This window comes from Ruegeria sp. YTSC325 (assembly GCF_059609525.1).
This window is the reverse complement of the sequence record NZ_JBXWLY010000002.1, coordinates 246,307-268,242: the sequence shown is the minus strand read 5'-3', so window position 1 is coordinate 268,242 and position 21,936 is coordinate 246,307. Positions and strand designations below refer to the sequence as shown.

At 59.0% G+C, this 21,936-nt stretch carries 17 protein-coding genes; 5 read left to right on the top strand and 12 right to left on the bottom strand.

Features of this window, described 5'->3' with window-relative positions:
• The first annotated feature begins 93 nt into the window (after positions 1-93).
• Together ilvC and AC2FF7_RS04110 are read left to right on the top strand one after the other, a co-directional pair.
• Positions 94-1,116 (top strand): ketol-acid reductoisomerase, encoded by a 1,023-nt coding sequence (gene ilvC, locus AC2FF7_RS04115; RefSeq protein ID WP_170352808.1) that lies wholly within the window; start codon positions 94-96, stop codon positions 1,114-1,116.
• 66 nt (positions 1,117-1,182) lie between these two features.
• On the top strand, positions 1,183-2,085 hold the full coding sequence (locus AC2FF7_RS04110) for a DMT family transporter (RefSeq protein WP_170750655.1): 903 nt from the start codon (positions 1,183-1,185) through the stop codon (positions 2,083-2,085).
• Here the strand turns inward: AC2FF7_RS04110 and glmM are convergent.
• The 9 genes from glmM to AC2FF7_RS04065 form a co-directional block, all read right to left on the bottom strand.
• Positions 2,082-3,425 (bottom strand): phosphoglucosamine mutase, encoded by a 1,344-nt coding sequence (glmM, locus tag AC2FF7_RS04105; protein WP_480867348.1) that lies wholly within the window; start codon positions 3,423-3,425, stop codon positions 2,082-2,084. The genes AC2FF7_RS04110 and glmM overlap by 4 nt on opposite strands.
• Positions 3,426-3,460: 35 nt before the next feature.
• Complete coding sequence (folP, locus tag AC2FF7_RS04100; RefSeq protein WP_496905230.1) at positions 3,461-4,459, bottom strand: dihydropteroate synthase; 999 nt, start codon at positions 4,457-4,459, stop codon at positions 3,461-3,463.
• Positions 4,456-5,376 carry a dihydroneopterin aldolase gene (locus AC2FF7_RS04095; RefSeq protein WP_353393198.1) on the bottom strand — a complete coding sequence of 307 codons (921 nt, stop codon included), beginning with the start codon at positions 5,374-5,376 and terminating at the stop codon, positions 4,456-4,458. The genes folP and AC2FF7_RS04095 overlap by 4 nt, the downstream gene beginning before the upstream one ends.
• 101 nt (positions 5,377-5,477) lie before the next feature.
• The gene (locus tag AC2FF7_RS04090; RefSeq protein WP_480867345.1) at positions 5,478-6,848 is read right to left on the bottom strand and encodes a multicopper oxidase family protein; all 1,371 of its coding nucleotides are present in this window, start codon (positions 6,846-6,848) and stop codon (positions 5,478-5,480) included.
• 73 nt (positions 6,849-6,921) lie between these two features.
• On the bottom strand, positions 6,922-7,563 hold the full coding sequence (locus tag AC2FF7_RS04085) for a cell wall hydrolase (protein WP_170352802.1): 642 nt from the start codon (positions 7,561-7,563) through the stop codon (positions 6,922-6,924).
• Positions 7,564-7,751: 188 nt separating this feature from the next.
• Positions 7,752-10,292, bottom strand: coding sequence for a putative PEP-binding protein (locus AC2FF7_RS04080; RefSeq protein ID WP_496905229.1), 2,541 nt, complete (start codon positions 10,290-10,292; stop codon positions 7,752-7,754).
• Positions 10,293-10,356: 64 nt separating this feature from the next.
• Positions 10,357-12,555 carry a glycine--tRNA ligase subunit beta gene (gene glyS / locus AC2FF7_RS04075; RefSeq protein ID WP_496905228.1) on the bottom strand — a complete coding sequence of 733 codons (2,199 nt, stop codon included), beginning with the start codon at positions 12,553-12,555 and terminating at the stop codon, positions 10,357-10,359.
• A 9-nt stretch (positions 12,556-12,564) separates the two neighbouring features.
• Complete coding sequence (gene gltS, locus AC2FF7_RS04070; protein ID WP_480867341.1) at positions 12,565-13,779, bottom strand: sodium/glutamate symporter; 1,215 nt, start codon at positions 13,777-13,779, stop codon at positions 12,565-12,567.
• A 4-nt stretch (positions 13,780-13,783) separates the two neighbouring features.
• The gene (locus tag AC2FF7_RS04065) at positions 13,784-14,305 is read right to left on the bottom strand and encodes a DUF6446 family protein (RefSeq protein ID WP_480867340.1); all 522 of its coding nucleotides are present in this window, start codon (positions 14,303-14,305) and stop codon (positions 13,784-13,786) included.
• 78 nt (positions 14,306-14,383) lie between these two features.
• Here AC2FF7_RS04065 and AC2FF7_RS04060 point away from each other — a divergent pair, with 78 nt between their 5' ends.
• Positions 14,384-15,016, top strand: coding sequence for a MarC family protein (locus AC2FF7_RS04060; protein WP_496905227.1), 633 nt, complete (start codon positions 14,384-14,386; stop codon positions 15,014-15,016).
• A gap of 8 nt (positions 15,017-15,024) precedes the next feature.
• Here AC2FF7_RS04060 and AC2FF7_RS04055 read toward each other — a convergent pair whose 3' ends face one another.
• On the bottom strand, positions 15,025-15,954 hold the full coding sequence (locus AC2FF7_RS04055) for a glycine--tRNA ligase subunit alpha (RefSeq protein ID WP_170352797.1): 930 nt from the start codon (positions 15,952-15,954) through the stop codon (positions 15,025-15,027).
• A gap of 203 nt (positions 15,955-16,157) precedes the next feature.
• Here AC2FF7_RS04055 and AC2FF7_RS04050 point away from each other — a divergent pair, with 203 nt between their 5' ends.
• A complete protein-coding gene (locus tag AC2FF7_RS04050) occupies positions 16,158-17,891 on the top strand; it encodes a serine protease (RefSeq protein WP_496905226.1) in 1,734 nt (577 codons plus the stop codon).
• A gap of 47 nt (positions 17,892-17,938) precedes the next feature.
• On the opposite strand, the gene AC2FF7_RS04045 is transcribed toward AC2FF7_RS04050, so the two are convergent.
• Together AC2FF7_RS04045 and AC2FF7_RS04040 are read right to left on the bottom strand one after the other, a co-directional pair.
• The gene (locus tag AC2FF7_RS04045; protein WP_480867334.1) at positions 17,939-19,513 is read right to left on the bottom strand and encodes a thiamine pyrophosphate-binding protein; all 1,575 of its coding nucleotides are present in this window, start codon (positions 19,511-19,513) and stop codon (positions 17,939-17,941) included.
• Positions 19,513-20,961, bottom strand: a complete 1,449-nt coding sequence (locus AC2FF7_RS04040; RefSeq protein ID WP_496905225.1) for a TrkH family potassium uptake protein — start codon at positions 20,959-20,961, stop codon at positions 19,513-19,515. The genes AC2FF7_RS04045 and AC2FF7_RS04040 overlap by 1 nt, the downstream gene beginning before the upstream one ends.
• Between AC2FF7_RS04040 and AC2FF7_RS04035 the strand changes: the two genes are divergently transcribed.
• Positions 20,960-21,427, top strand: coding sequence for a hypothetical protein (locus AC2FF7_RS04035; protein ID WP_480867332.1), 468 nt, complete (start codon positions 20,960-20,962; stop codon positions 21,425-21,427). The genes AC2FF7_RS04040 and AC2FF7_RS04035 overlap by 2 nt on opposite strands.
• Positions 21,428-21,936: the final 509 nt, after the last annotated feature.

Here is a 21,936-nt window from a genome sequence, read left to right as displayed (position 1 = left end):
TCTGAGTGTGAGAATTTCAAGAAAAATGCCATCGCATTCCCCATCGCAAGCCAGTAGAACCATCCGCAATCGAAAACAGAAAGGACCGGCGACATGCGCGTCTATTACGATCGCGATTGCGACATCAACCTGATCAAAGACAAGAAAGTGGCAATCCTGGGCTATGGCTCGCAGGGCCACGCCCACGCGCTGAACCTGCGCGACTCGGGTGCGAAGAACCTTGTTGTGGCGCTGCGCGAAGGCTCGGCCTCGGCCAAGAAAGCCGAAGCCGAAGGTCTTACCGTGATGGGTATCGCCGAAGCCGCCGCCTGGTGTGACCTGATCATGTTCACCATGCCCGATGAACTGCAGGCCGAAACCTACAAGAAATACGTGCATGACAACATCAAGCCCGGCGCGGCCATCGCGTTCGCCCACGGCCTGAACGTCCACTTTGGACTGATTGAGCCGAAAGAAGGCGTCGACGTCATTATGATGGCCCCCAAAGGGCCCGGCCACACCGTGCGCGGCGAATACGTCAAAGGCGGCGGCGTGCCCTGTCTGGTAGCCGTCGACAAAGACGAAACCGGCAAGGCCCTGGAAATCGGTCTGTCCTATTGCTCGGCCATCGGCGGCGGTCGCTCGGGCATCATCGAGACCAACTTCCGCGAAGAATGCGAAACCGACCTGTTCGGTGAGCAGGCCGTTCTGTGCGGTGGTCTGGTCGAACTGATCCGCTGCGGCTTTGAAACTCTGGTCGAAGCCGGTTACGCGCCCGAGATGGCCTATTTCGAGTGTCTGCACGAAGTGAAGTTGATCGTGGACCTGATCTATGAAGGCGGCATCGCGAACATGGATTACTCGATCTCGAACACGGCTGAGTACGGCCAGTACGTCACCGGCCCGCGCATCCTGAAATACGACGAGACCAAAGCGCGTATGAAAGAAGTTCTGAACGACATCCAACAGGGTAAATTCGTTCGCGACTTCATGCTGGAAAACGCCGTAGGCCAGCCGACCATCAAAGCGTCGCGCCGCGCCAATGACGAGCATATGATCGAGGAAACCGGTGCAAAACTGCGCGCTATGATGCCCTGGATCTCGGCCGGCAAAATGGTCGACAAAGAAAAGAACTGATCCCCACGGGATCACGCGAAAGGGCGGCCTTCGGGTCGCCTTTTTTGTCCCAATCGGAGGCCGCGCATGGTCGATCAACCCACATCCCGCGACTGGAGCGGCGTCATCGCACTTGGCCTGATATGGGGTGGCACCTTCATGGTCGTGTCTATGGCGTTGGAAGGGTACGGCCCCGTCACGGTTGCAACCGCGCGAACCACTTTGGGGGCAGTCACTTTGTTGGCAATGATGGCTTTGACCGGTCGCAAACTGCCTGCGGGCGATGCCAGGCTGTGGTTCTTTATTGCGATCATCGGCCTGTTATCGACCGCGTTGCCCTTTCTGCTGCTGAGTTGGGGGCAGCAATATGTACCTTCGGCCTTTGCTGGGCTGTCGATGGCAGCGATCCCGCTAATGGTATTGCCACTGGCGCATTTCTTCTCGGACGAGCCGTTAAATCTGCGCAGATTTCTGGGCGTATCGCTGGGTTTTTCCGGGGCTTTGGTGCTGATCGGCCCAGGTCTGGCGCAGATCGGACAAGGGGCTGAACCCCTAGCGCAACTGGCCTGTATCGGGGCAGCACTCTGCTATTCCTGCGCGTCGATCTTCACCCGACGTTGTCCACCGATTGATCCGGTCGCGTTGGCGGCGTTGTCGCTGATGGTCGGGGCGGTTTTATTGTTGCCCGTCATGCTACTGACCGAGGGCGTCCCGCAATGGCAGGGCACGCGCCCTGGCCTGGCAATCATCGCACTTGGTCTGCTACCCACCGCCTTTGCCACCCTTTTACGCGTGTCCATCATCCGCAGCGCGGGGTCAGTGTTCCTGACGCTGGTCAACTATCAGGTGCCCATTTGGTCGATGGTCTTTGGTGCGTGGATTCTGTCCGAGGCGTTGCCACTGAGATTCTTCATAGCGCTGGCCATGATCCTCACCGGGTTGGCCATCAGCCAATGGTTCAGCCTGCGCCGGATGCTGATCGGGCGTTAACCAGCCACAGCCTCGACCTCGGCCACGATGCCGTCGACGACCTGCGCCAGAAGCGCGTCATCCTCGCACTCGGCCATCACACGGATCAAGGGTTCCGTCCCCGATTTACGGATCAGCAAACGGCCCTGTCCGTTGAGCCGCGCCTCGGCATCAGCAATGGCAGCCTGCACGCTGGCGACTTCCAGCGGAGTTTGACCTTCACCATAGCGCACATTCTTCAGCAGCTGCGGAACCGTCTCGAACTGTACGGCCAATTCCGAAGCTTTACGGCCCGAATGCACCATCTCGGCCAGGAAATGCAGCCCGGCCATCAGCCCGTCGCCCGTGGTGGCATAGTCGCTCATGACGATGTGGCCCGATTGTTCTCCGCCCAAGTTGAAGCCGCCTTCACGCATCCTCTCAACAACATAGCGGTCGCCGACCGCCGTTCGTTCAAGACGCAGACCCAACGCGGTCAAGTGCCGTTCCAGCCCCAGATTCGACATAACCGTCGCAACCAGCGCTCCGCCCTGCAAGCGTCCCGCCTTTGACCAACTGCCAGCAAGCAGCGCCATCAACTGGTCGCCGTCAGCCACCTTGCCATGTTCGTCAACCATCACCACACGGTCCGCGTCGCCGTCCAGGCAGATGCCGACATCCGCGCCATGGGCCACCACAGTCTCGGCCGCCAACTGGGGTTTGGTCGAGCCGCAATTCAAGTTGATGTTCTTTCCGTTTGGCGCAATCCCCACAGGGATGACGTCCGCCCCCAATTCCCACAACACTTCCGGGGCTGTTCGGTGTGCCGCACCATTGGCGCAATCGACCACCACTTTGAGGCCGTCCAGCCGCAGATCGCGGGACAGAGAGGACTTTACTCGCTCGCCATATCGAAAGCGGGCATCATCAACGCGTCGCGCACGGCCAATGTTCTGGGCTTGAGCGGGTTTGACACCTTCTTCAATCAGACGCTCGATCTCAATCTCGGCCTGATCCGATAGCTTGAACCCATCGGGGCCAAAAAACTTGATCCCGTTGTCTTCGGCCGGGTTGTGGCTGGCCGAGATCATCACGCCTAGATCCGCCCGCATCGACCGGGTCATCAACCCGACCGCAGGGGTCGGAACCGGCCCCAGTAGCAAAACGTTCATACCGGTCGAAGTCAGCCCCGCCGTTAGCGCGTTTTCCAGCATATAGCCTGACAGACGCGTGTCCTTGCCGATCACGACGCGATGTGCGCCAGACTGGTCACGACGGAAATACCGACCTACGGCTGCGCCAATGCGCAGGGCCATTTCGGCCGTGATCGGATGAGTATTGGCAGTGCCCCGCACCCCATCGGTTCCGAACAGCTTGCGCATTGATATGTCTCCGTCGTTTCTTGCCTGCGACCGGATTACCGGACGGCAGCCCACAGACGCAAGGCCTGAGCGGTCTCAGCCACGTCGTGAACCCGCAGGATCTGCACCCCTTGTGCCAGACCGGCCAACCCGACTGCAATCGAACCCGGCGCACGGGCGTCCTTGCGCGTCTCTTTGCCGATCTGTCCGATGAACCCCTTGCGCGATACGCCCAGTAGTATCGGACAGCCCAACCCGTGAAACAGGCTGAGATTGCGCAGCAGCGTCAGGTTATGGGCCTCAGTCTTACCAAAACCAATGCCGGGATCGACGATGATTTGGTCTCGACGCAGCCCGAGGACTTCGAGGTTCTGTACCTGCTGGCCCAAAAAATCATACACGTCCAGCAGCACGTCATCATAGCGTGGTTCATCCTGCATCGTGGCGGGATCGCCCTGCATATGCATGACACAGACCGGCGCGCCAACCCGCGCACAAAACGGGGCCAGATCTGGATCGAAGGTAAAGCCCGAGACATCGTTGATCAGCCCCGCGCCTGCCCGCCACGCCGCTTTGGCAACGCTCGCTTTGCGCGTGTCTATCGAGATCAGTGCCTGCGTTTGTTCTCGGATCGCTTGGATCAGAGGCTCCGTCCGGGCGATCTCTTCATCTTCCGGGACGAAAGCAGCCCCGGGCCGGGTAGATTCGCCACCAATATCCAGGATCGTCGCATCCTGCGCGACCATCTGTTCGGCCGCACGGCGTGCAGACTGGACTGAGTTATGCATCCCACCGTCCGAGAAACTGTCCGGAGTGGCATTGAGGATACCCATGATCTGAGCCCGATTCATGTCCAACCCCGCTATCGGCGCGCGAGGATGGGACAGAGGTTCCAGGATATCGTCGGGCATGTCATGTGCCGAAACAATAGAAGAGCATTCCGAGCGACTCAGCCGTTCCGCATGGGTAAACCAAAGCGCCTGCCCCGCCAAAGACACGGCGCCATCGGGACGCCGCGCGCCGTTCTGGACCAGCGGACGGTAATAGGTTGTCACAGTTGCGCCTGCTCCACAGAGATTGCTCGCAGTGGTGTTTCAGGATCGCCCGGCAACGCACCACCGATGACCATCATCTCGCTGGCTTCGAACGTCGCTGCAAACCAAGCCGCCAGCGCCACGGCGTCCGATGGCGCAGCCGAAGGGCCATCAACCGCGTCCAGAACGATCTTGGACGGTGCCCAGACGCAAATCTGCCCGTTTTTCATCGCCCAATCCAATTCCGTCCGCGTCGAGACGACGACGCAGCGGTGATCCCGTGCAGCCAGAACCCAGGCGTTTTGCTCGATCGCCAGCAAGTCAATCCGGCGTTGAGTCATCGCATGTCCCGTTTGCGGAACAGCCATGTCAGCTGCACCCACACACAGGATCAGCGGGCGCTGACGATTTTCCAACTGATCGATCCATCCAGTCAGGTTGCCCGACGCAATCGCCTCATTCGATAGAAAGACCAGACGGGGATGCGGGCGTTCTTCTTCGACCACATCATGGTGCACTGCGTCCTTACCGCGCACAATCTCGACACCCAGAGCACCGGGACCCCGATCCAGTTTTTCGATGCGAACAAAAGCCCTTACAGCCTGTGGCTCTAGCAAAATACGTTCTGCCACCCGGTCGGCCAGTGTTTCCAGAAGATTCAACCTTTCAGCAGCCAGTTCAAAGGCGATCGCCTCGGTCACACGATCGTAAGACAAGATGCGGTCAACATCATCGTCAATCGGGTCTGTCAGTGGCCGCACCTCAACCACAATGTTAAAACAAACCCGCTGCGTTGTGCCGCGTTCAGCCTGAAAGGCACCGATCTCGACCTCCACAATATGATCCCGCAACGAAATGCGATCCAAGGGACCTCGGGTCGCAGTAGCCTCGGAACGCTCCGAAGGATGCGCGAAGGCAAGGCGGATTTCAGAACTCATGGTTCGGACCTTTTCGGGCTTTGGGACTGATCTGCCCAAATTAGACGTTGCGGGCGCGTATAGCACCGCAACAAACGCCTTTCCAGCCATCGAATGCGTCGTCAGGTCACGCGGAACCAACTCATCATACCCGATGCGGCATGACCCAGCATGTGACAATGCAACAGCCAGCTGCCCGGATTGTCTGCAACCAGAACAACCTGGCGCGATTGCCCGCGCCCCAAAAGAACCGTATCGCGCCACGGACCAAGGCTGCCATCCGACAGAACGATGCGAAAATGATGACCGTGCATGTGCATCGCATGAGGAAAGGCGGTTTCGTTGGCAAACTCAATCCGATGCGTTTCGCCCAATCGCGCGTCCAAAAACGGATCCTTTGGGCGCTCGGCATACCCGTTCAGCGCCCAGAAACGACCCAGCTGCGCCAGTTCCTGTCCTGACAACTCGGTCTCGCCCAGTTTGGCTGAACTTAACCAACGCATCGCGCCGCCTTGCATCGACATCCGATGCAAAGGCGTATCCTCGACAGAGATTTCAGGCAGCGGATTGGGTGGTAGCGCCGCGATACCGGTTCGCACCGCCCGGCCTGGGCCAGATACATCAAAACGCACAAGGCCAAAGCCCCCGTCCCGCTCAAAACTCACAAGGCTGGCGGTCTCGGACGCGGAGGCACGCACGTCTACGATCATGTCTGCCCGTTGCGCCGGACCCAGTGGGAAACGATCGGTTATCTCCAGCGGAGTTTCCAGCGGCATACCGTCCAGCGCAACGATCCAACCGGTCAGCCCATCTATGCCCAGATCAAATATTCGGGCGTTGGATGCATTGATCAGGCGCAGGCGCAGACGCTCGGAAGCTCTGACTTTATACGAAGGGTCGAACTGACCGTTGACCGTAACGATATTGCCCAATCGTCCGGCATGGCTGAGATCATGCCCGTTGTCGAAATCATTGGTGATCTGGGCTGTTTCAGCGTCCAGCCGCCAGTCATCCAGCATCAGCGTCAGATCACGATCCACGTCGGGTTTATCGGATTCCTCGATGATCAGCGGGCCATAAAGTCCACGCGCCACCTGTTCGATTGTGCGGTTATGGGAATGATACCAATACGTCCCGGCGTCAGGCACGGCGAAATCGTAGTCGAACGTGGATCCGGGCTCGATGACGTCCTGCGTCAGGCCCGGCACACCGTCCATCGCATTGTCAATCCGGATGCCGTGCCAGTGAACCGACGTGGCCTGAGGCAAAGCATTCGAGAGCTGGCGCTGCACACGCCCACCCTGCGGCACACGGATTTCCGTGCCGGGTACAGTCCCGCCAAAGCTCCAAACCGGTGTTTCCGGAAACTCGGACGGCGCGATCTGCTGCACGGCTTCGCGTGCCACAAGTTGAGGATACGCGGCCAGACCCACTTTGGGAAACGCAGATAGCGCGGCAGACGCGCCCAGGAATTGTCGACGATTCAAAAACATTGCGGGCCTCCTGGCACGCAACATAGATCAAAAAACGCCCCGCGCCATTCAGCTTCCAGCGCGGGTGCGTCAGTTAGTTACTCGCCGTGCGATGTTTGTGCCGGTAGAAAATGTGCACGCCGATCCGTGCGGTTTCCGTATAGACACGCGCCCAAGAGGGCCGAACGGCTGTTGTGTGGTAGTGAGTGGCACCTTCGGTCAACGCAGGCACGTCACCGTCGATGGCCGCACGTGCGACTTTCGAAACACGTTCATAGGCTCTTTTCTCGCGGATTACTTCCTTGCGGCCATCACAGGTATAGGTGAACTGGCACTGGTATTTCTTACCTGTCCCCTGCTTGATCACTCCGCACAGCGTATCGGGAAAACGTCCGCTGTCGACTCGGTTCAGGATGACCTCGGCCACGGCAAACTGTCCGCGCACACTTTCGCCACGCGCCTCGAAGTACAGTGCTTCGGCCAGGCACTTGAAGTGCTCGTCCCCAGTGGCCTTGGGCTGTTGATCCAGCCAGTTCTTTGAGTAGGATATTTTTTGTGGTTCAGCCGCCTTTCGGGGCTTGAACAAATTCAGGTATTCGCGGAAGTTTTGACCGGGCAGTTCAGTCCGGGCCACAAGTTCACGCTTTGCAGTATCGGTGGCTTCCCTCTCAGCGACGGAAACACTTGGCAGCACGGTTGCTGCCATCGTGGCAACAGCCATTATGTAACGTAGCATTCAGATAACCTCGCATAGGCACATGATGCGCCAAACCCTCCCCCGGCGGGCGCGACGAGGCTCATACCGAATTGAATCGGAAACGTCCAGTTTTGTCGAAAAAAGCAAGTGGAAAATCGCCGTTACGTCAAAAATAACCCACGGCGAAGCTTGTTGTTTCCTACTATTCTTAGGGTTTCAGAAGGCTGTCAACCCCCAAGTCTGGACGAAATCGCCAGTTGAGCGGCAGCCAGCCGAGCCACAGGCACCCTGAAGGGAGAACATGAGACATAGTCGAATCCCAGATCTCGACAAACGGCGATTGATTCGGGGTTTCCACCGTGTTCACCGCACACAGACAAGGTCACGTTAGGTTGCGATTGCCGCCCCCTCTCGGCCCCGAGCTTGAGCAGTTCCCCAACACCGTCCGCATCCAATACATGGAACGGATCTTCGGCAAAGACACCTTGTCGGACATAGGCGGACATAAACCGCCCCGCGTCATCGCGCGACAGCCCGTAGGTCATCTGGGTCAGATCGTTGGTTCCGAAACTCAAGAACGAGGTCTGTGGCGCGATCTCATCTGCGCGCAGGCAGGCGCGCGGTGTTTCGACCATCACACCCAACCTGTATTCGAATTCCTGCCCGCGCTCGGCCGCAACCGAAGCCGCAACAGAGTCGATCCGCGATTTGACCAGCTCAACTTCGCGTTTCGCGGAAACCAGCGGGATCATCACCTCGGGCACGACAGGTTCGCCATTTTTGCTGGCTTCGATCGTCGCCTCAAAGATCGCGCGGGCCTGCATGTCATAAATCTCGGGCACAGTGACACCCAAGCGGACACCGCGCAGCCCCAACATGGGGTTGTATTCCGTCATCGCCGTCACGCGACGTTCAACATCCGAGACCGGGAGGTCCAGCGCTTCGGCCAATTCGCGTTGACCGCCGCGTGTGGTGGGCAGGAATTCATGCAAAGGCGGGTCGAACAGGCGGATACAGACGGGCTGCCCTTCCATAATCCGGAACAGTTCGACAAAATCCTCGCGCTGCATCGGCAATAGACGTTCCAGAACCGCCTCGCGACCCGATGAGGTTTGCGCAAAGATCATCTCGCGCATGACAATCAGGCGGCCGGGATCAAAGAACATATGCTCGGTCCGGCACAGCCCAATGCCCTGCGCCAAAAAGTTCCGCGCCGTCTGCGCGTCGGCAGGCGTATCGGCGTTCGCGCGAATGGCAATGTCGCGCTCAGCGTCGGCCCAGGCCATAAGTGTCTGAAAACAATCATCCAACGCCGCTTCCAGCATCGCAGGTTTCCCAGCAAGGACTTGCCCTGAACTGCCATCGATAGTCAGTGTGTCTCCGGTTTTAAACACACGTCCGTCAGGTGCAGTCAACATCCGTTTCTTGGTTTGAAAACGCATCTCGGACGCACCGACAATACAAGGCAGACCGAGACCCCGACCAATAACGGCCGCGTGACTGGTCATCCCGCCTTTTTCAGTCAGAACCGCGACGGCCGCGTGCATCCCGCGCACATCCTCGGGCGCGGTTTCACGTCGCACCAGGATACACGGCTCTCCACGAGCAGCGCTGGCCTGCGCTTCGGCGGCGGTAAACACCATTTTGCCAGTCGCGGCGCCGGGGCTGGCGGCGATTCCGGTCGTCAGAACATCTCGCTTCGCCTCGGGGTGGACCTGACGGTGCAGTAATTCGTTCAGCGAATGCGGATCAACCCGCATCACCGCCTCTTGCGGTGGAATGATACCGTCTTCGGCTAGTCGCACTGCAATCCGCATCGCGGCCCGCGCGCTGCGTTGCACGCGAACACCGTCCAAAATGTGGACATGGCCGTTTTCGATCACGAATTCGACCTGCATTTCCTCGCGCAGCTTGATCCGCATCAGCGCGGCATGCGCCTTGAGTTCCGCAAAGGCTTCGGGCGCCACTTCCTCGAGCGACTTGCCGCGCGGATCCTTTTCCAGATAGAGCGCAGCAACACCCTCGCCCAACGCATCACGGCCCTGGCTCTGGCTCAGGTATCGCCCGGTCAACTGAGGCATCCCAGTCGTAGGTTCCACCAATTGCAAAACACCCGAGCCGCACTCACCCTGACCGACACCCGGGATCATCTCCTGAATGACGAGGCCCAATCCGGCATCCACAGGCGCACCTTTAGCCTGTCGCAGAAGGCGTGCCGAAGTCCCATCCCATGCTCGTGCCATCGACCGTAAAACGGCGACAAGTTGCTCGCCGCGATCCTGCGGAAAGGTTTCGTCCGTTTCATCTTCGTAGGCACGCAGCGATTGTTGCAGACCTTCGCGCCCATCGGCGTCGATATCATCGAACACGTCTGCATCCAACCGCGCGACGTGAACCGCGTAGCTTTGCACGAAACGCAGATACAGGGCGGCCGCAGCCTCGACGCCCATCGAATCCGACAGGTCCACATATCGCGCATCATTCATTCCGATATTCAGGATCGCACCTGGACCGCCCCAATCAGGGTCCTCGGAGCTGGGTCGCACGCACAACAGTGTCGATTGGTCGAACTGCTCAAGAATAGCGTCGATATCAGGGACCTGTCCCTTGGCAATTGCCTGAACAGCATCAAAGGATAACGCCACTGTGCGCGGCACCGGTAATTCCAGACGGACAAGCCGTTGTAGACATTTCGCGCGGCCACCATGCGACGCCGTGGTGACAGGCGCGGTGGATGTGATCAGCGTGGTATGCGGGTTATTCTGCACTGCGGCACCTTTTGGTTTGACCGCAGCATAAGCCCCTGCACCAATGGCGCAAGGGCCATCTGGCTTAGCCTTCGATCTTGCTGAGGTCCGCCACGCGCGCGCAAACCTGACGGATCTGGCTGAGCAGGTTCAGACGGTTGCGCCGCAGGATGTCATTGTCGGTATTGACCTGAACATCTTCGAAGAACGCATCCACCGGACCGCGCAGTGCGGCCATGGCGGTCATTGCAGCGGGGAAATCCTCGGCCTTCTGCGCGGCTTCGATCTGGCCCTGCGCGTTTTCCAGCGCCGCAAACAGCGCCTTTTCGCTGTCGGTCTCGGCAAACTTCACATCCGCACCGTAGGAATATTCGACCCCATCTTTTTCCTCGGCCTGAGTCAGAATGTTGTTGGCGCGCTTGAAGCCCTGAACAAGATTCTCACCATCCTCGGTCGCGATCACTGCGTTCAGAGCACGAGCGCGTTTGACCAAAAGGTTGAGGTCATCATTGCCGTCCATCGCGATACAGGCGTCGATGATGTCGTGGCGGATGCCTTCATCACGCAGGAACACCTTAAGGCGGTCGTGGAAGAAGGACAGCAGGTCCGCCGGGGCGTTGGTGACAATCGCAGTCGCGGCTTCGACCTGATGCGCGAGCCCGTGAACCTCTTGCGCGGCGGCCTCGGCATCCTCGGCCTTGGCTTGTTTCGCCTTGGCTTCCAGCAGGGCTGCCTGCCATTCGGGCAGTTTCAGCAGGCTTCCCAATGCTGATGCGAAGGTGTCATTCAGCGAAAGGCGCAGATTGTTGGTGAGGATCAACCGGATCACCCCAAGCGCCGCACGGCGCAGCGCAAACGGGTCTTTCGAGCCAGTGGGCTTTTCGTCAATCGCCCAGAATCCGGTCAGCGTGTCCAGCTTGTCGGCCAGCGCCACAGCCACGGAAACCGGCGCGGTCGGCACATCATCCGACGGGCCAAGCGGCGAGTAATGTTCCTCACTTGCCTGCCCCACTTCCGCAGGCAGTTCGGCTGAATCGGCATAATAGCGGCCCATCAGGCCCTGCAATTCGGGGAATTCGAACACCATCTCGGATGACAGGTCCGCCTTGCACCCTTGCGCCGCCATCATCGCCAAGGCTGGCGTTGCACCGGTCGCAGAGGCCAGTTCATGCGCCAGCGCGGCGATGCGCAGAACCCGCTCGCCCTGCGAGCCCAGTTCTGCGTGGAAGGTCACCGAGTTCAGTTTCTCGACCCACGGCTCGAACCCGTCGGATTTGACAATGCGCAGGTCGTTCTCCCAGAAGAACTTCGCATCCGCCAGCCGGGCGGACAGCACCTTTTGGTTCCCCGCCAGGATGGTCGCGCCATTGTCGGCGGTCTCGCGGTTGGCGACGGTTATGAATTGTTCGATCCGACCGGTCTTGGGGTTCTTCACCGAAAAGAACTTCTGATGCTCTTTCATCGAGGTTTGAAGCACCTCGGGCGGCAGGTCCAGGAATTCGTCGTCGATCTTGCCCATTAGCACCACTGGCCATTCGACCAGACCCGCAACCTCGGCCAGCAGGCCCTTGTCCTCGACAACTTCCAGACCGGCGGCAAAGGCCATGTTCTGTGCGTCGTTCCAGATATGTTCGGCCCGATCCGCGGGGTTTAGTTCCACAAAGGCGCGTTTCAGTTTGGCAGCGTAGTCTTCGAAGGACGTGGCCGAGAACCGATCCGGGGCCATGAAACGGTGCCCCCCCGTGGTATCCCCGGATTTGATCCCCTCGACCTCAAGCGGTACGACCTGCGCGCCCGTCTCATCCGACAGGATGCACAGGATTGAATGCAAAGGGCGAACCCAGCGCAACGGACCGCTGCCCCAACGCATCGACTTGGGCCAGGGGAAGTTACGGATGGTGGCCTCCAGCACGTCGGCCACGATCTCGGTCGCTGGACGGCCCGCTTTTTCGATGGTGGCGAAATAAACCGCGCCTTTTGGCGTTTCGCGCTCTTCCAACTGATCGCGCGTCAGTCCCGCACCGCGCAGGAAGCCCTCGATCGCTTTGTCGGGCGCGCCGACCTTGGGGCCCTTGCGTTCTTCTCGGATGGTGGGGCTTTCCGCCAGCAGGCCCTCGATCGCCAGCGTCAGGCGGCGCGGCGTGGTTAGAGCGGCAGCCCCGGCATAGGTCAGACCGGCCTCGACCAAACCATCGGTGATCCGCTTTTTCAGATCTTCGCCGGCACGGGTTTGCATGCGGGCGGGGATTTCCTCGGAAAACAGTTCGATCAGCAGGTCGGGCATGGTCGGTCCTTAGAAGTTCACGATCGTCTGGATGACGATGGCATTGGCAATATCCACAAAGAAGGCGGATACAAGGGGCAACACGATAAAGGCAATAGGCGAAGGGCCATATCGCTTGGTGACAGCGGTCATATTCGCGATAGCTGTGGGGGTTGCACCCAGGGCAAACCCGCCGAACCCGGCGGCCAGAACAGCGGCCCGGTAGTTGCCACCCATGACCGGAAACAGCACCCAGATCACAAACACAACGGCCAGCAGCGTCTGCGCCGTCATGATCACCACAATCGCAAGCCCCAGCTCAGCGATCGTCCATAACTGCAGGCTCATCAATGACATTGCCAGAAACGCACCCAGCGAGAATTCCGAAAGCAAAGCAAGCGAAGGCGTACGCGCAACAGGATTCGCGTTTGGAAACAGCGCCGAGCGTAAGTTGGCAATGACGATACCCATGATCAGACAGGGGACGAACAAAGGCAGCTTGAGCCCCGCCGCACTGATCGCCTGGTGCAGGAAGTACCCCGCAACGATCGCGATGTTCAGATACAGCATCACCCGCATGATGGTCAGGTGGTCCACCTTTGCCTCTGCCTCGGTGGGTTTGTCGGGCAAACCGACCGTATGTTCTTCGTCGGGACGTTCTGGTGTCAGGTTCTTGCCCTCGACCAGAAATCGCGCGATCGGACCGCCGACCAAAGCTGCCAGAACAAGACCCAGAGTAGCCACAGCAACACCCAGTTCAGTTGCACCTTCCAAACCGGTCACTGCGCCAACCTCGGGTGCCCAGGCGATGGCAGTACCATGCCCGCCAATCAATGCCGCCGACCCGAACAAGACCCCGGCCTGTACCGGATAGCCGAAGATCGCTGCGCCAACCGCGCCGATTCCGTTTTGCAGAACTATTGTGATCAGCGTCAGGATCAAAAGCAAAAACAGCGGCTTACCGCCAGCAACCAAATCAGAAAGTCTGGCGTTCAGCCCAATTCCGGCAAAGAATACAACCAACAGGAAATCGCGCGCAGCCAGTCCGAACGACATCTCGATGCCGAAGACCAGATACAGCGCCAACAGAAAGACCGAGGCCAGCAACCCTCCGGTCACGGGCTCGGGGATGTTGAACTGCCGCAGCACCTCCACACGGGCGTTGATCTCGGCCCCGATCAGATAAACGGCAAACCCCATCGTAGCTGTCAGAAAGTCGGGAACTTGCAACATCTGCTGGATCATTGCTTCACTCCTGCGGGCGCGGCGGGCATTCCTCGCCTACGACCGTTCCGTCATAGGCTTTTTCACCGCAATTGTTCAGCGCGTGCCAAACATAGCCCTTGCCGTCCTGTGAGACTGCAACGATACGATCGACGCCATAGTGAATGTTCTTTTGCCCCATGAATGCCTGTGCCTGCCCGGTCTTCAACGCATCCGCGATGGCAACGGCATTGTAGCAGTCGAACCATCCTGGCGCGGTCAACGGTTCGGCATTGTCCAACGCCACGAAGCCTGACAACTGGTCCAAGCTCAGATCGGTTTCAAAACACGCTCGATACCGGATCGGAGAGCTATCGGCATCAATTGCCTGAAACGCAGAATAGGTGATCGGTTTTGGCTGATCGGTCTCAACGACCACCAGATTGACATCCCGCCCCGGCTGCGGTTCGACCGTGTAGTAAAACCCATAGACCTGAAGATAATACATTCCCACACCGGCCAAAACAGCCGAGCCAAGCAACAGAAGAGCAAGCAGTTTTCCGGTCATTGTTTACGCAACCCCTTTCAAATGCGCGGGAAATCGGACAGGGTCCGGCACGTAACAGGTTGATACGAGGCTTATCGAATGGACTCCACCCTTACCGTCGGATTCTTCGGCGCTTTGTTCGCGATCATGAACCCGATCACCAACCTGCCCGTTTTCCTCAGCGTGACCGAAGGGTTGTCCCCCGCCGATCAGCGTAAGGTGGCCGCGAAAGTGACGGTCTACTGCCTGATCCTTGGTGGCGCCTTTGCAGCCATCGGCAATCAGGCGTTGGGGTTGTTTGGCATTTCGGTCGATGACCTGCGTGTCGCGGGTGGGCTGGTCGTTCTGATGATCGGCCTCAACATGCTGAACGGCAATCAAAGCACGACCCATCATGGGACCGAGGATGAAAAACAGTCCTACCCCGAACCCGACACCGTTGCGTTCTACCCCTTGGCCTTCCCGATTCTGGTCGGGCCAGGCACGATCACGACACTGATCCTCTATGCTCATCACATCACCAAACCAGTGGATGCGATGCTTTATGCAGGCGTATTTTTTGTTGTCCTGCTGTTGCTGTTCGTTACCTTCTGGAACGCATCGGCGCTGGCCAAACGCTTGTCCGCAAACGCGCGCGTTATTATGAGCCGCTTCATGGGCATGATCCTGTCGGCCATCGCCATCAGCATGATCGCCGATGGCCTCAAGGTTTTGCTGCCCGGATTGGCGTGATCTGGCCATCAAGCCTCGTACCCGGCAGCCTCGGTCATGACAAACGCATCGGCGCATTGCTTGGCCAACGCCCGCACCCGCCCGATATAGGCCTGCCGTTCGGTGACCGAAATCACCCCACGCGCGTCCAACAGGTTGAAGATATGGCTGGCCTTGATGCACTGATCATAAGCCGGATGCGCCATCACGATGCGCTTGCCCGTCTTTGGATCATCATGCTCTTGCGCCAGAATAGTGGCGCATTCTGCCTCGGCCTCTTCAAAGTGGCGCAGCAGGACCTCGGTGTTGGCCACGTCAAAATTCCAGCGGGCGTATTCTTCCTCGGTCTGTTTGAAGATATCGCCATATTTCAACGGGCTGGGCGATTGAGGGTCGTTGAAGGGCATGTCCATTACATGGTCGATGCCCAACACATACATTGCCAGACGCTCCAACCCATAGGTCAGCTCACCCGAGACAGGCGCGCAATCGTGGCCGCCGACCTGTTGGAAATAGGTGAACTGGCTGACTTCCATACCGTCGCACCAAACCTCCCAGCCCAGACCCCAGGCCCCAAGGGTGGGACTTTCCCAGTCATCCTCGACAAAACGGATGTCGTGCAGCTCCATGTCGATACCGATCGCCTCAAGCGAACCCAGATACAGCTCTTGCAGGTCCGGTGGGCTAGGTTTGATCAACACCTGATACTGATAGTAGTGCTGCAATCGATTGGGGTTCTCTCCATATCGCCCGTCGGTCGGGCGGCGCGAAGGTTGAACGTAGGCCGCTGCCCAAGCTTTGGACCCCAAGGCGCGCAATGTGGTCGCCGGATGGAAGGTGCCGGCACCGACCTCCATATCGTAGGGCTGCAGGATCGCGCAGCCTTTCGAGGCCCAATAGGTCTGAAGCCGCAGAATAATCTCTTGAAAAGAACGAGGTGTACTGGACTGGTCGGTCATGACATTCCCTTTGGACGCTTGGGCGCCGGTTCCGGTGGGTTTTTCCTTTCCTATGCAAGGGGCCGGGGGGCGTCAACGGCACAAGTGGTCTCGCCTGTCACTGAGCGGCCACACTGTAAATTCCCCGTATTCGGGGCATGGCAATCCACACCCCTGATCGCGTAGTCTGCGGCGCAGAAAAACACTGCGGACATGGGCAGACAATGACACGCATATTTACGGCAATTCTGTTTCTAATTCTCTTCGGCCTTCGCGCCTCATACGCGCAACAAGACACTGGGGTCTGGGTTCAGGTTGAAGCCCGCCCGACTTTGGCCGCAGCACAAGAGCGCGCGCGGGCGTACGCAGAAGTATTACCTGATGTGAACGGCTTTCGCTTGAACTCTGGATGGTATGCGATTGTTATTGGTCCTTATTTACGCGGCGATGCCGAGCAGGTTCTGAGTGTTTACCGCTCCGAAGGGCAAATCCCCGCGGACAGTTACATCACGTTCTCCAACGTTCTGGGGAAGCAGTTCTGGCCCACCGATGCGGCCCTGTCAGAACCGGAAACTGTAGCGCCACCAGTCGAACAACAGCCCGATCAGCCCGTGGCCGGGCTGACGCCGCAAGCCTCGGACGAAACACGGTCACAGGCATTGCAATCAGAGCGCCGTCTGACGGCTCAGGAACGCAGGAATCTGCAGACCGCTTTGCAGGCCGCCGGTTTCTACAACGCAACAATCGACGGCGCATTCGGGCAAGGCACCCGGCGTTCGATGGCCGATTGGCAGCGTTTCAATGGTTTCGAGGCGACGGGCGTTCTAACCACGGCACAGCGCGCAGCCCTGATGGACGCCTATAACGCACCTTTGATCAACGTCGGGATGGCGCGCCATTCGGATATGAAGGCGGGGATTGATCTGGATCTGCCGTTGGGCGTGGTCTCGTTTGACCGCTACGAGGCGCCATTCGTGCATTTCACGAACAGTACCGATCTGGGCGCAAAGGCGCTGCTGATCAGCCAGACCGGCGACAAGAACACGCTGCGCGCTTTGTACGAAGTCATGCAGTCACTTGAGATCGTTCCTTTGGAAGGGCCGCGTCAACTAAGTGGCAATAGCTTTACCCTTGAAGGACGTGGAAACGATGTCGTTTCCTATACCGAGGCGCGTCTGGACAATGGGCAGATCAAGGGCTTCACGCTGGTTTGGCCTGATGGAGATGACGCCCGGCGGATGCGGGTACTGGCCGCGATGAAAGCCAGCTTTGCAACGAACAACGCCGTTCTCGACGCCGCGGCTGGCGCAGATTCTGAACAGCGGATCGATCTTGTGGCTGGCCTTCAGATACGCAAGCCTCGCCTGTCACGGTCCGGGTTCTTTGCCGACACCAATGGCACCGTACTTACTGTGGCCGAGGCGGCAGACAGCTGCGCCCGCGTGACGCTGGACGGAGATCAGGAACTTCAGGTCGCCTGGCGGGATTCCGACCTAGGTATCGCAGTTCTGCAACCGCGCAGCGCATTGGCCCCGCTGAGCGTTGCTGAATTCAGCGCAATCGCCCCCCGTATTCAGGCTGAAGTAGCAGTGTCTGGCTTTTCGTACCAAGGCGCATTGGGCGCGCCCACGCTGACTTTCGGCCAGATCGCCGATGTGCGCGGGCTGAACGGGGAAGAAGGCGTGAAGCGCCTAGCCCTCGCGGCTCAGCCCGGTGACGCCGGAGGCCCTGTATTCGACGGGAACGGTCAAGTGGTTGGTATGTTGTTGCCGACCCCATCCGACGGTCGCACCCTGCCCGCTTCGGTCAGTCTGGCGGCGACGGTATCCAGCCTGAACCAGATTTTGGACAAAGCAGGCGTATCCGGCGTATCCGGTCAACCGTCCTCTCAGATCACACCTAACGAGCTGAACCGTCGGGCAACCGGAATGACGGTGCTGGTCCACTGTTGGGACTGATCCCGCCTCAATCAATTCAACGCCGCCTTTAGGGGCGGCGTTTTTAGTTACAAAATATCTGGCGTGATCCGGATCAGCGTAGGGCCTTTCGCATCAAAAGCAGCGCGGACGGCAGCCTGCATGTCTTCAAGACTAACTGGCTCTGCGGACCGGGCACCGAAGGCTTCGGCCAGCTTGCAAAAGTCGGGGTTCCGCGCCACGACCGCATTCGGCGCGATCTGACTGCGGACCATGCTGTCTTCGATCTCTCTCAGCTTGCCATTGTCCCAAAGGATAATGGGAAGAGACAGGCCAAGTTCGACTGCAACGCCTAGCTCCATCATCGTGTATTGAAACCCGTAATCTCCTGCGAGTACCGCCGTAGGTTTGCCGCGCCGTGCCACAGCGCCTCCGATCCCCGCGGGAAGGGCATAGCCCAGCGTCCCAAACCCGGTGGGGTGGTGCCAGTGGTAAGGGAAGGTCATATCCCAGACCTCTTTGCCCACATAGGCAAGCTGGGTCATGTCCGAATAGATCATTGTCTCGGCCGGCATCGCCTCGCGCAGCGCGTCCAGCACGGGGACAATGCCGGGGCGTTCGGCGTCCACTTCGATCCGCCATTTCGCGCGGGCTTGGGCGACCTCGTCTTCGGTCCAGCCGGTTGCTGGTTTCACATGGTCGATTGCGGCCCAAAGTGCGTGAGCAAAACTTTCCCCGTCCACTTGCAACTTAACCGCCGCCCGTTGGCGGTCGGACAAGACAGCAGGGTCAAGGTCGACGCGCACTAGATTCCCAGAATGCCCCAGATCGTCGCGCCACAGATCGACCTCGCCCAGCTCGGCCCCAACCACGACAACCAGATCGGCCGATGCAATGACCTCGGCGCTGCTGGGTCGGGGCAGATAGGCACCAAAATCAAGCGCATAGTTCAACCCGGCCATGCCACGCCCCGCATAGGTGGTGAAACAGGCTGCCCCCAGTTGGGTCAGGATCTGCCGCCACAGGTTGGACCGCGTCCCGCCCCCAAGGATGAACAAGGGCCTGCGGGCGATATTCAGCATCGACATAACCGACGCGACGTCCGGCGGCGCGGCTTTGGTGCGCAGCCCCGGTTGGTTGGGAAACGGGGCCGGATCTGCTTCGGCCTCAAGCTGCTTGATCGGCACCTGAATATGCTTGGGACGCGGGCGCGCCAGTTCGAATTCCTCAAAGGCGCGCTCCACCAGCCCGTAGGCGGCTTGGGCCGAATTTGCCTGCACCGACCAATCCGCAACCGTATCGGCGGCCCCGCGCTGGTCCTTCATCTGATGCAACTGGCCCTTTGACGCCTCGGTCTCGTCCAGACATGAGGACAGAACCAGCATCGGAACAGAATCCGAATACCCCTGCCCCATCGGTGTCATGATGTTGCACAGGCCCGGCCCGGTTATCACATAGGCCACCCCCGGCTTGCCTGTTGCACGGGCATATCCGTCAGCCATAAAGCCCGCGCCTTGCTCGTGCCGGGCCAGAACATGGGTGATACCTGCTTCTTCGATCCCCCGATACATTTCCTGGTTGTGCACACCGGGAATGCCAAAAATCACATCCACACCGCGATCCCGAAGCATATGCGAGATTTGCGCGCCGAGGGGTCTTTTCATCAGCTTCTCCAGAATTGAACAGTGAACAGAGCGTAGACGGCCAGCAGCTCAAGCCGCCCAACCAACATCCCGATGGACAGCAGCCACTTGGCCGTATCGCTCAGCCCCGCGAAATTGCCCGCCGGGCCGATCTGATCGCCAAGCCCCGGCCCTACATTGGCTAACGCCGTCGCCGCGCCCGAGACAGAGGTGATAAAGTCCAGACCCGTCAGCGCCAAAGCCCAAGCCAGAACGCCCATCGACAGCACAAAGAACATGAAAAAGCTCATGACCGAGGTCAGAACATCGGTACTGATGGGGCGCCCATCATATAAAGGCATAAAGACCCCGTGCGGAGACCGGATCCGACGAATCTGAGTTTTGATGGATGCAAATAGCAACTGATAGCGGAAGACTTTGATCGAACAGGCTGTCGAACCCGCACACCCCCCGATCAGACCGATCAGAAAGAACACCATCACCGGAAAGCTGCCCCATGTCATGTAGTTGACGCTGGCGTATCCGGTTCCCGAGATAATGGAGGTGATGTTGAACAAGGACTCGCGAAATGCCTGTTCCCAATGATGCGGAAAGACCAAAAGCAGAAAGACCGTCATCACGGCGACCAGCACCAGAATGGTCGCTAGAAACGTGCGGATCTGGCTGTCTTTCCATAATGAGCTTGTATTGCCGTTCGCCAGCTGGACGTAGCGCACAAACGGCAGCGCTGCCAAAATCATGAATACCGATGCTGCATATTCGGTGGGCCCGGAAAACGTTGCAAAGGACGCATCATAGTTCGAGAACCCGCCAGTTGCGATCGTTGTCATCGAATGCACAACGGCGTCAAAAAAGCTCATTCCAAAACCGGCGTAGACCAAAACGCAGACAAAGGTCAGAAACACATAAATCAGTGATATCTGCCCAGCGATTTCCTGCGCGCGAGGCAGGATTTTCCCCATGGTCTCAAACCCTTCCGAGCGGAAAATCTGCATCCCGCCCACCCGGAGCTCGGGCAAAAACACCATAGCCACAACGATAATCCCGATGCCACCCAGCCATTGCAGGACGCCGCGCCACAAAAGCAATCCCTGCGGCAGAGCATCCAACCCCGTGATCAAGGTCGAGCCGGTGGTCGTCAGCCCCGACATCGCCTCAAAATAAGCATCGACGAAACGAAGCTCGGTCGCCCCAAACAAAAATGGGATGGCACCAAAGAACGGCAGCGCGACCCAAACCCCTGTTGTCAGCAAAAAGGTCTGACGGATCGTCAGACCTTCGCCCACACCGTTCGAGCAGCTCATCGCCAGAATAACGCCGGTCAGGACCGTAATGATCCCACTTTCAAGGAAAACATGCCATTCGTCGCGCCCTTCAATCAGGTCCGCGATCAAAGGCAGCACCATGGTCGCCCCAAGAATGGCGACCAACAGGCCAATCACATATCCAACCGGGCGTATATCCGTCATGAGGCGCAGCGTTGGCGCGCCTGCACGACTGTGTCAAGCGGATGACCCGATTTACTTATCGGATTTATTGCCAGCAGCCGGCATCGCAGGCGGCTTCGAAGGGGCACGAGGCCGGCGCGCAGCAGGCGCAGACGCCGGTTTCTCTGCAGCCGGTTTTGCGGCCACGGATTTAGGCGCCGCAGCTTTGGGGGCTACTTTGGTCGGAGTCGGCTTGGCTGACGCCGCTTTGGTCGGGGCCGTTTTGGGCGCCGGGGCTTTAACCGGAGTCGATTTGGCCGGCGCTGCTTTGGCTGTTGTTTTGGGCGCGGCCGGCTTGGATGCCGCAGCCGCAGGCTTGGTAGCCGCCGGTTTCGGTGCCGCTTTCGCTGTCGCAGGTTTTGGCGCAACAGATTTCGTCGCAGGTCTGGCGGCGGAAGGAGCCTTAGATGCAGCTGTTTTCGCAACCGCAGGCTTGACCGGTGTCTGAGCGGGTTTCACCGCCTTGGCGGGGGCCGGTTTTGAGACAACACGTTTCGGTGATTCGGTCGCTGTCTTCGCTGCGGGTTTGACCTTTGCAGCCGGTTTCGGCTTAGCAACCGGAGCTGTAGTTGCCTTGGAAGCTGGTGCTGTGGTCTTGGTCGCAGATTTCGGCGCAACAGGTGCGGGCACCGATGAAGACGCATGCAATGCTTGAACGGGAACGAAAGGCAGCTCCATCGCCGAGCACGCCAGAATGTGCATGATTTTCATCTGGTTGCTGACCGCATAGCCCGCCATCCGAATGGCGGCAGCCTGAAATTCCAGCGGCTGGGTAATCGGATTCATACGTAGTTACTCCTCTGAAAACGACGCAGCCTGCATGACGGGAAGAAGCCAGAGACGCCGCGATGTTTCGGGCACCCTTCAGTGTCGCTCTGATTCAGGCGTTGCACGTGTCGGCTTCCTTCAGAAGTGACCTTTGCCGCAATCAAACGGCGCAGTCACGGCTGCATTCGG

Coding starts and splice junctions, on each gene's coding strand:
- ilvC (WP_170352808.1), top strand. CDS start 94: ATGCGCGTCTATTACGATCGCGATTGCGACATCAACCTGATCAAAGAC.
- AC2FF7_RS04110 (WP_170750655.1), top strand. CDS start 1,183: ATGGTCGATCAACCCACATCCCGCGACTGGAGCGGCGTCATCGCACTT.
- glmM (WP_480867348.1), bottom strand. CDS start 3,425: ATGCGCAAGCTGTTCGGAACCGATGGGGTGCGGGGCACTGCCAATACT.
- AC2FF7_RS04095 (WP_353393198.1), bottom strand. CDS start 5,376: ATGAGTTCTGAAATCCGCCTTGCCTTCGCGCATCCTTCGGAGCGTTCC.
- AC2FF7_RS04090 (WP_480867345.1), bottom strand. CDS start 6,848: ATGTTTTTGAATCGTCGACAATTCCTGGGCGCGTCTGCCGCGCTATCT.
- AC2FF7_RS04085 (WP_170352802.1), bottom strand. CDS start 7,563: ATGCTACGTTACATAATGGCTGTTGCCACGATGGCAGCAACCGTGCTG.
- glyS (WP_496905228.1), bottom strand. CDS start 12,555: ATGCCCGACCTGCTGATCGAACTGTTTTCCGAGGAAATCCCCGCCCGC.
- gltS (WP_480867341.1), bottom strand. CDS start 13,779: ATGATCCAGCAGATGTTGCAAGTTCCCGACTTTCTGACAGCTACGATG.
- AC2FF7_RS04065 (WP_480867340.1), bottom strand. CDS start 14,305: ATGACCGGAAAACTGCTTGCTCTTCTGTTGCTTGGCTCGGCTGTTTTG.
- AC2FF7_RS04060 (WP_496905227.1), top strand. CDS start 14,384: ATGGACTCCACCCTTACCGTCGGATTCTTCGGCGCTTTGTTCGCGATC.
- AC2FF7_RS04055 (WP_170352797.1), bottom strand. CDS start 15,954: ATGACCGACCAGTCCAGTACACCTCGTTCTTTTCAAGAGATTATTCTG.
- AC2FF7_RS04050 (WP_496905226.1), top strand. CDS start 16,158: ATGACACGCATATTTACGGCAATTCTGTTTCTAATTCTCTTCGGCCTT.
- AC2FF7_RS04045 (WP_480867334.1), bottom strand. CDS start 19,513: ATGAAAAGACCCCTCGGCGCGCAAATCTCGCATATGCTTCGGGATCGC.
- AC2FF7_RS04035 (WP_480867332.1), top strand. CDS start 20,960: ATGAGGCGCAGCGTTGGCGCGCCTGCACGACTGTGTCAAGCGGATGAC.
- AC2FF7_RS04040 (WP_496905225.1), bottom strand. CDS start 20,961: ATGACGGATATACGCCCGGTTGGATATGTGATTGGCCTGTTGGTCGCC.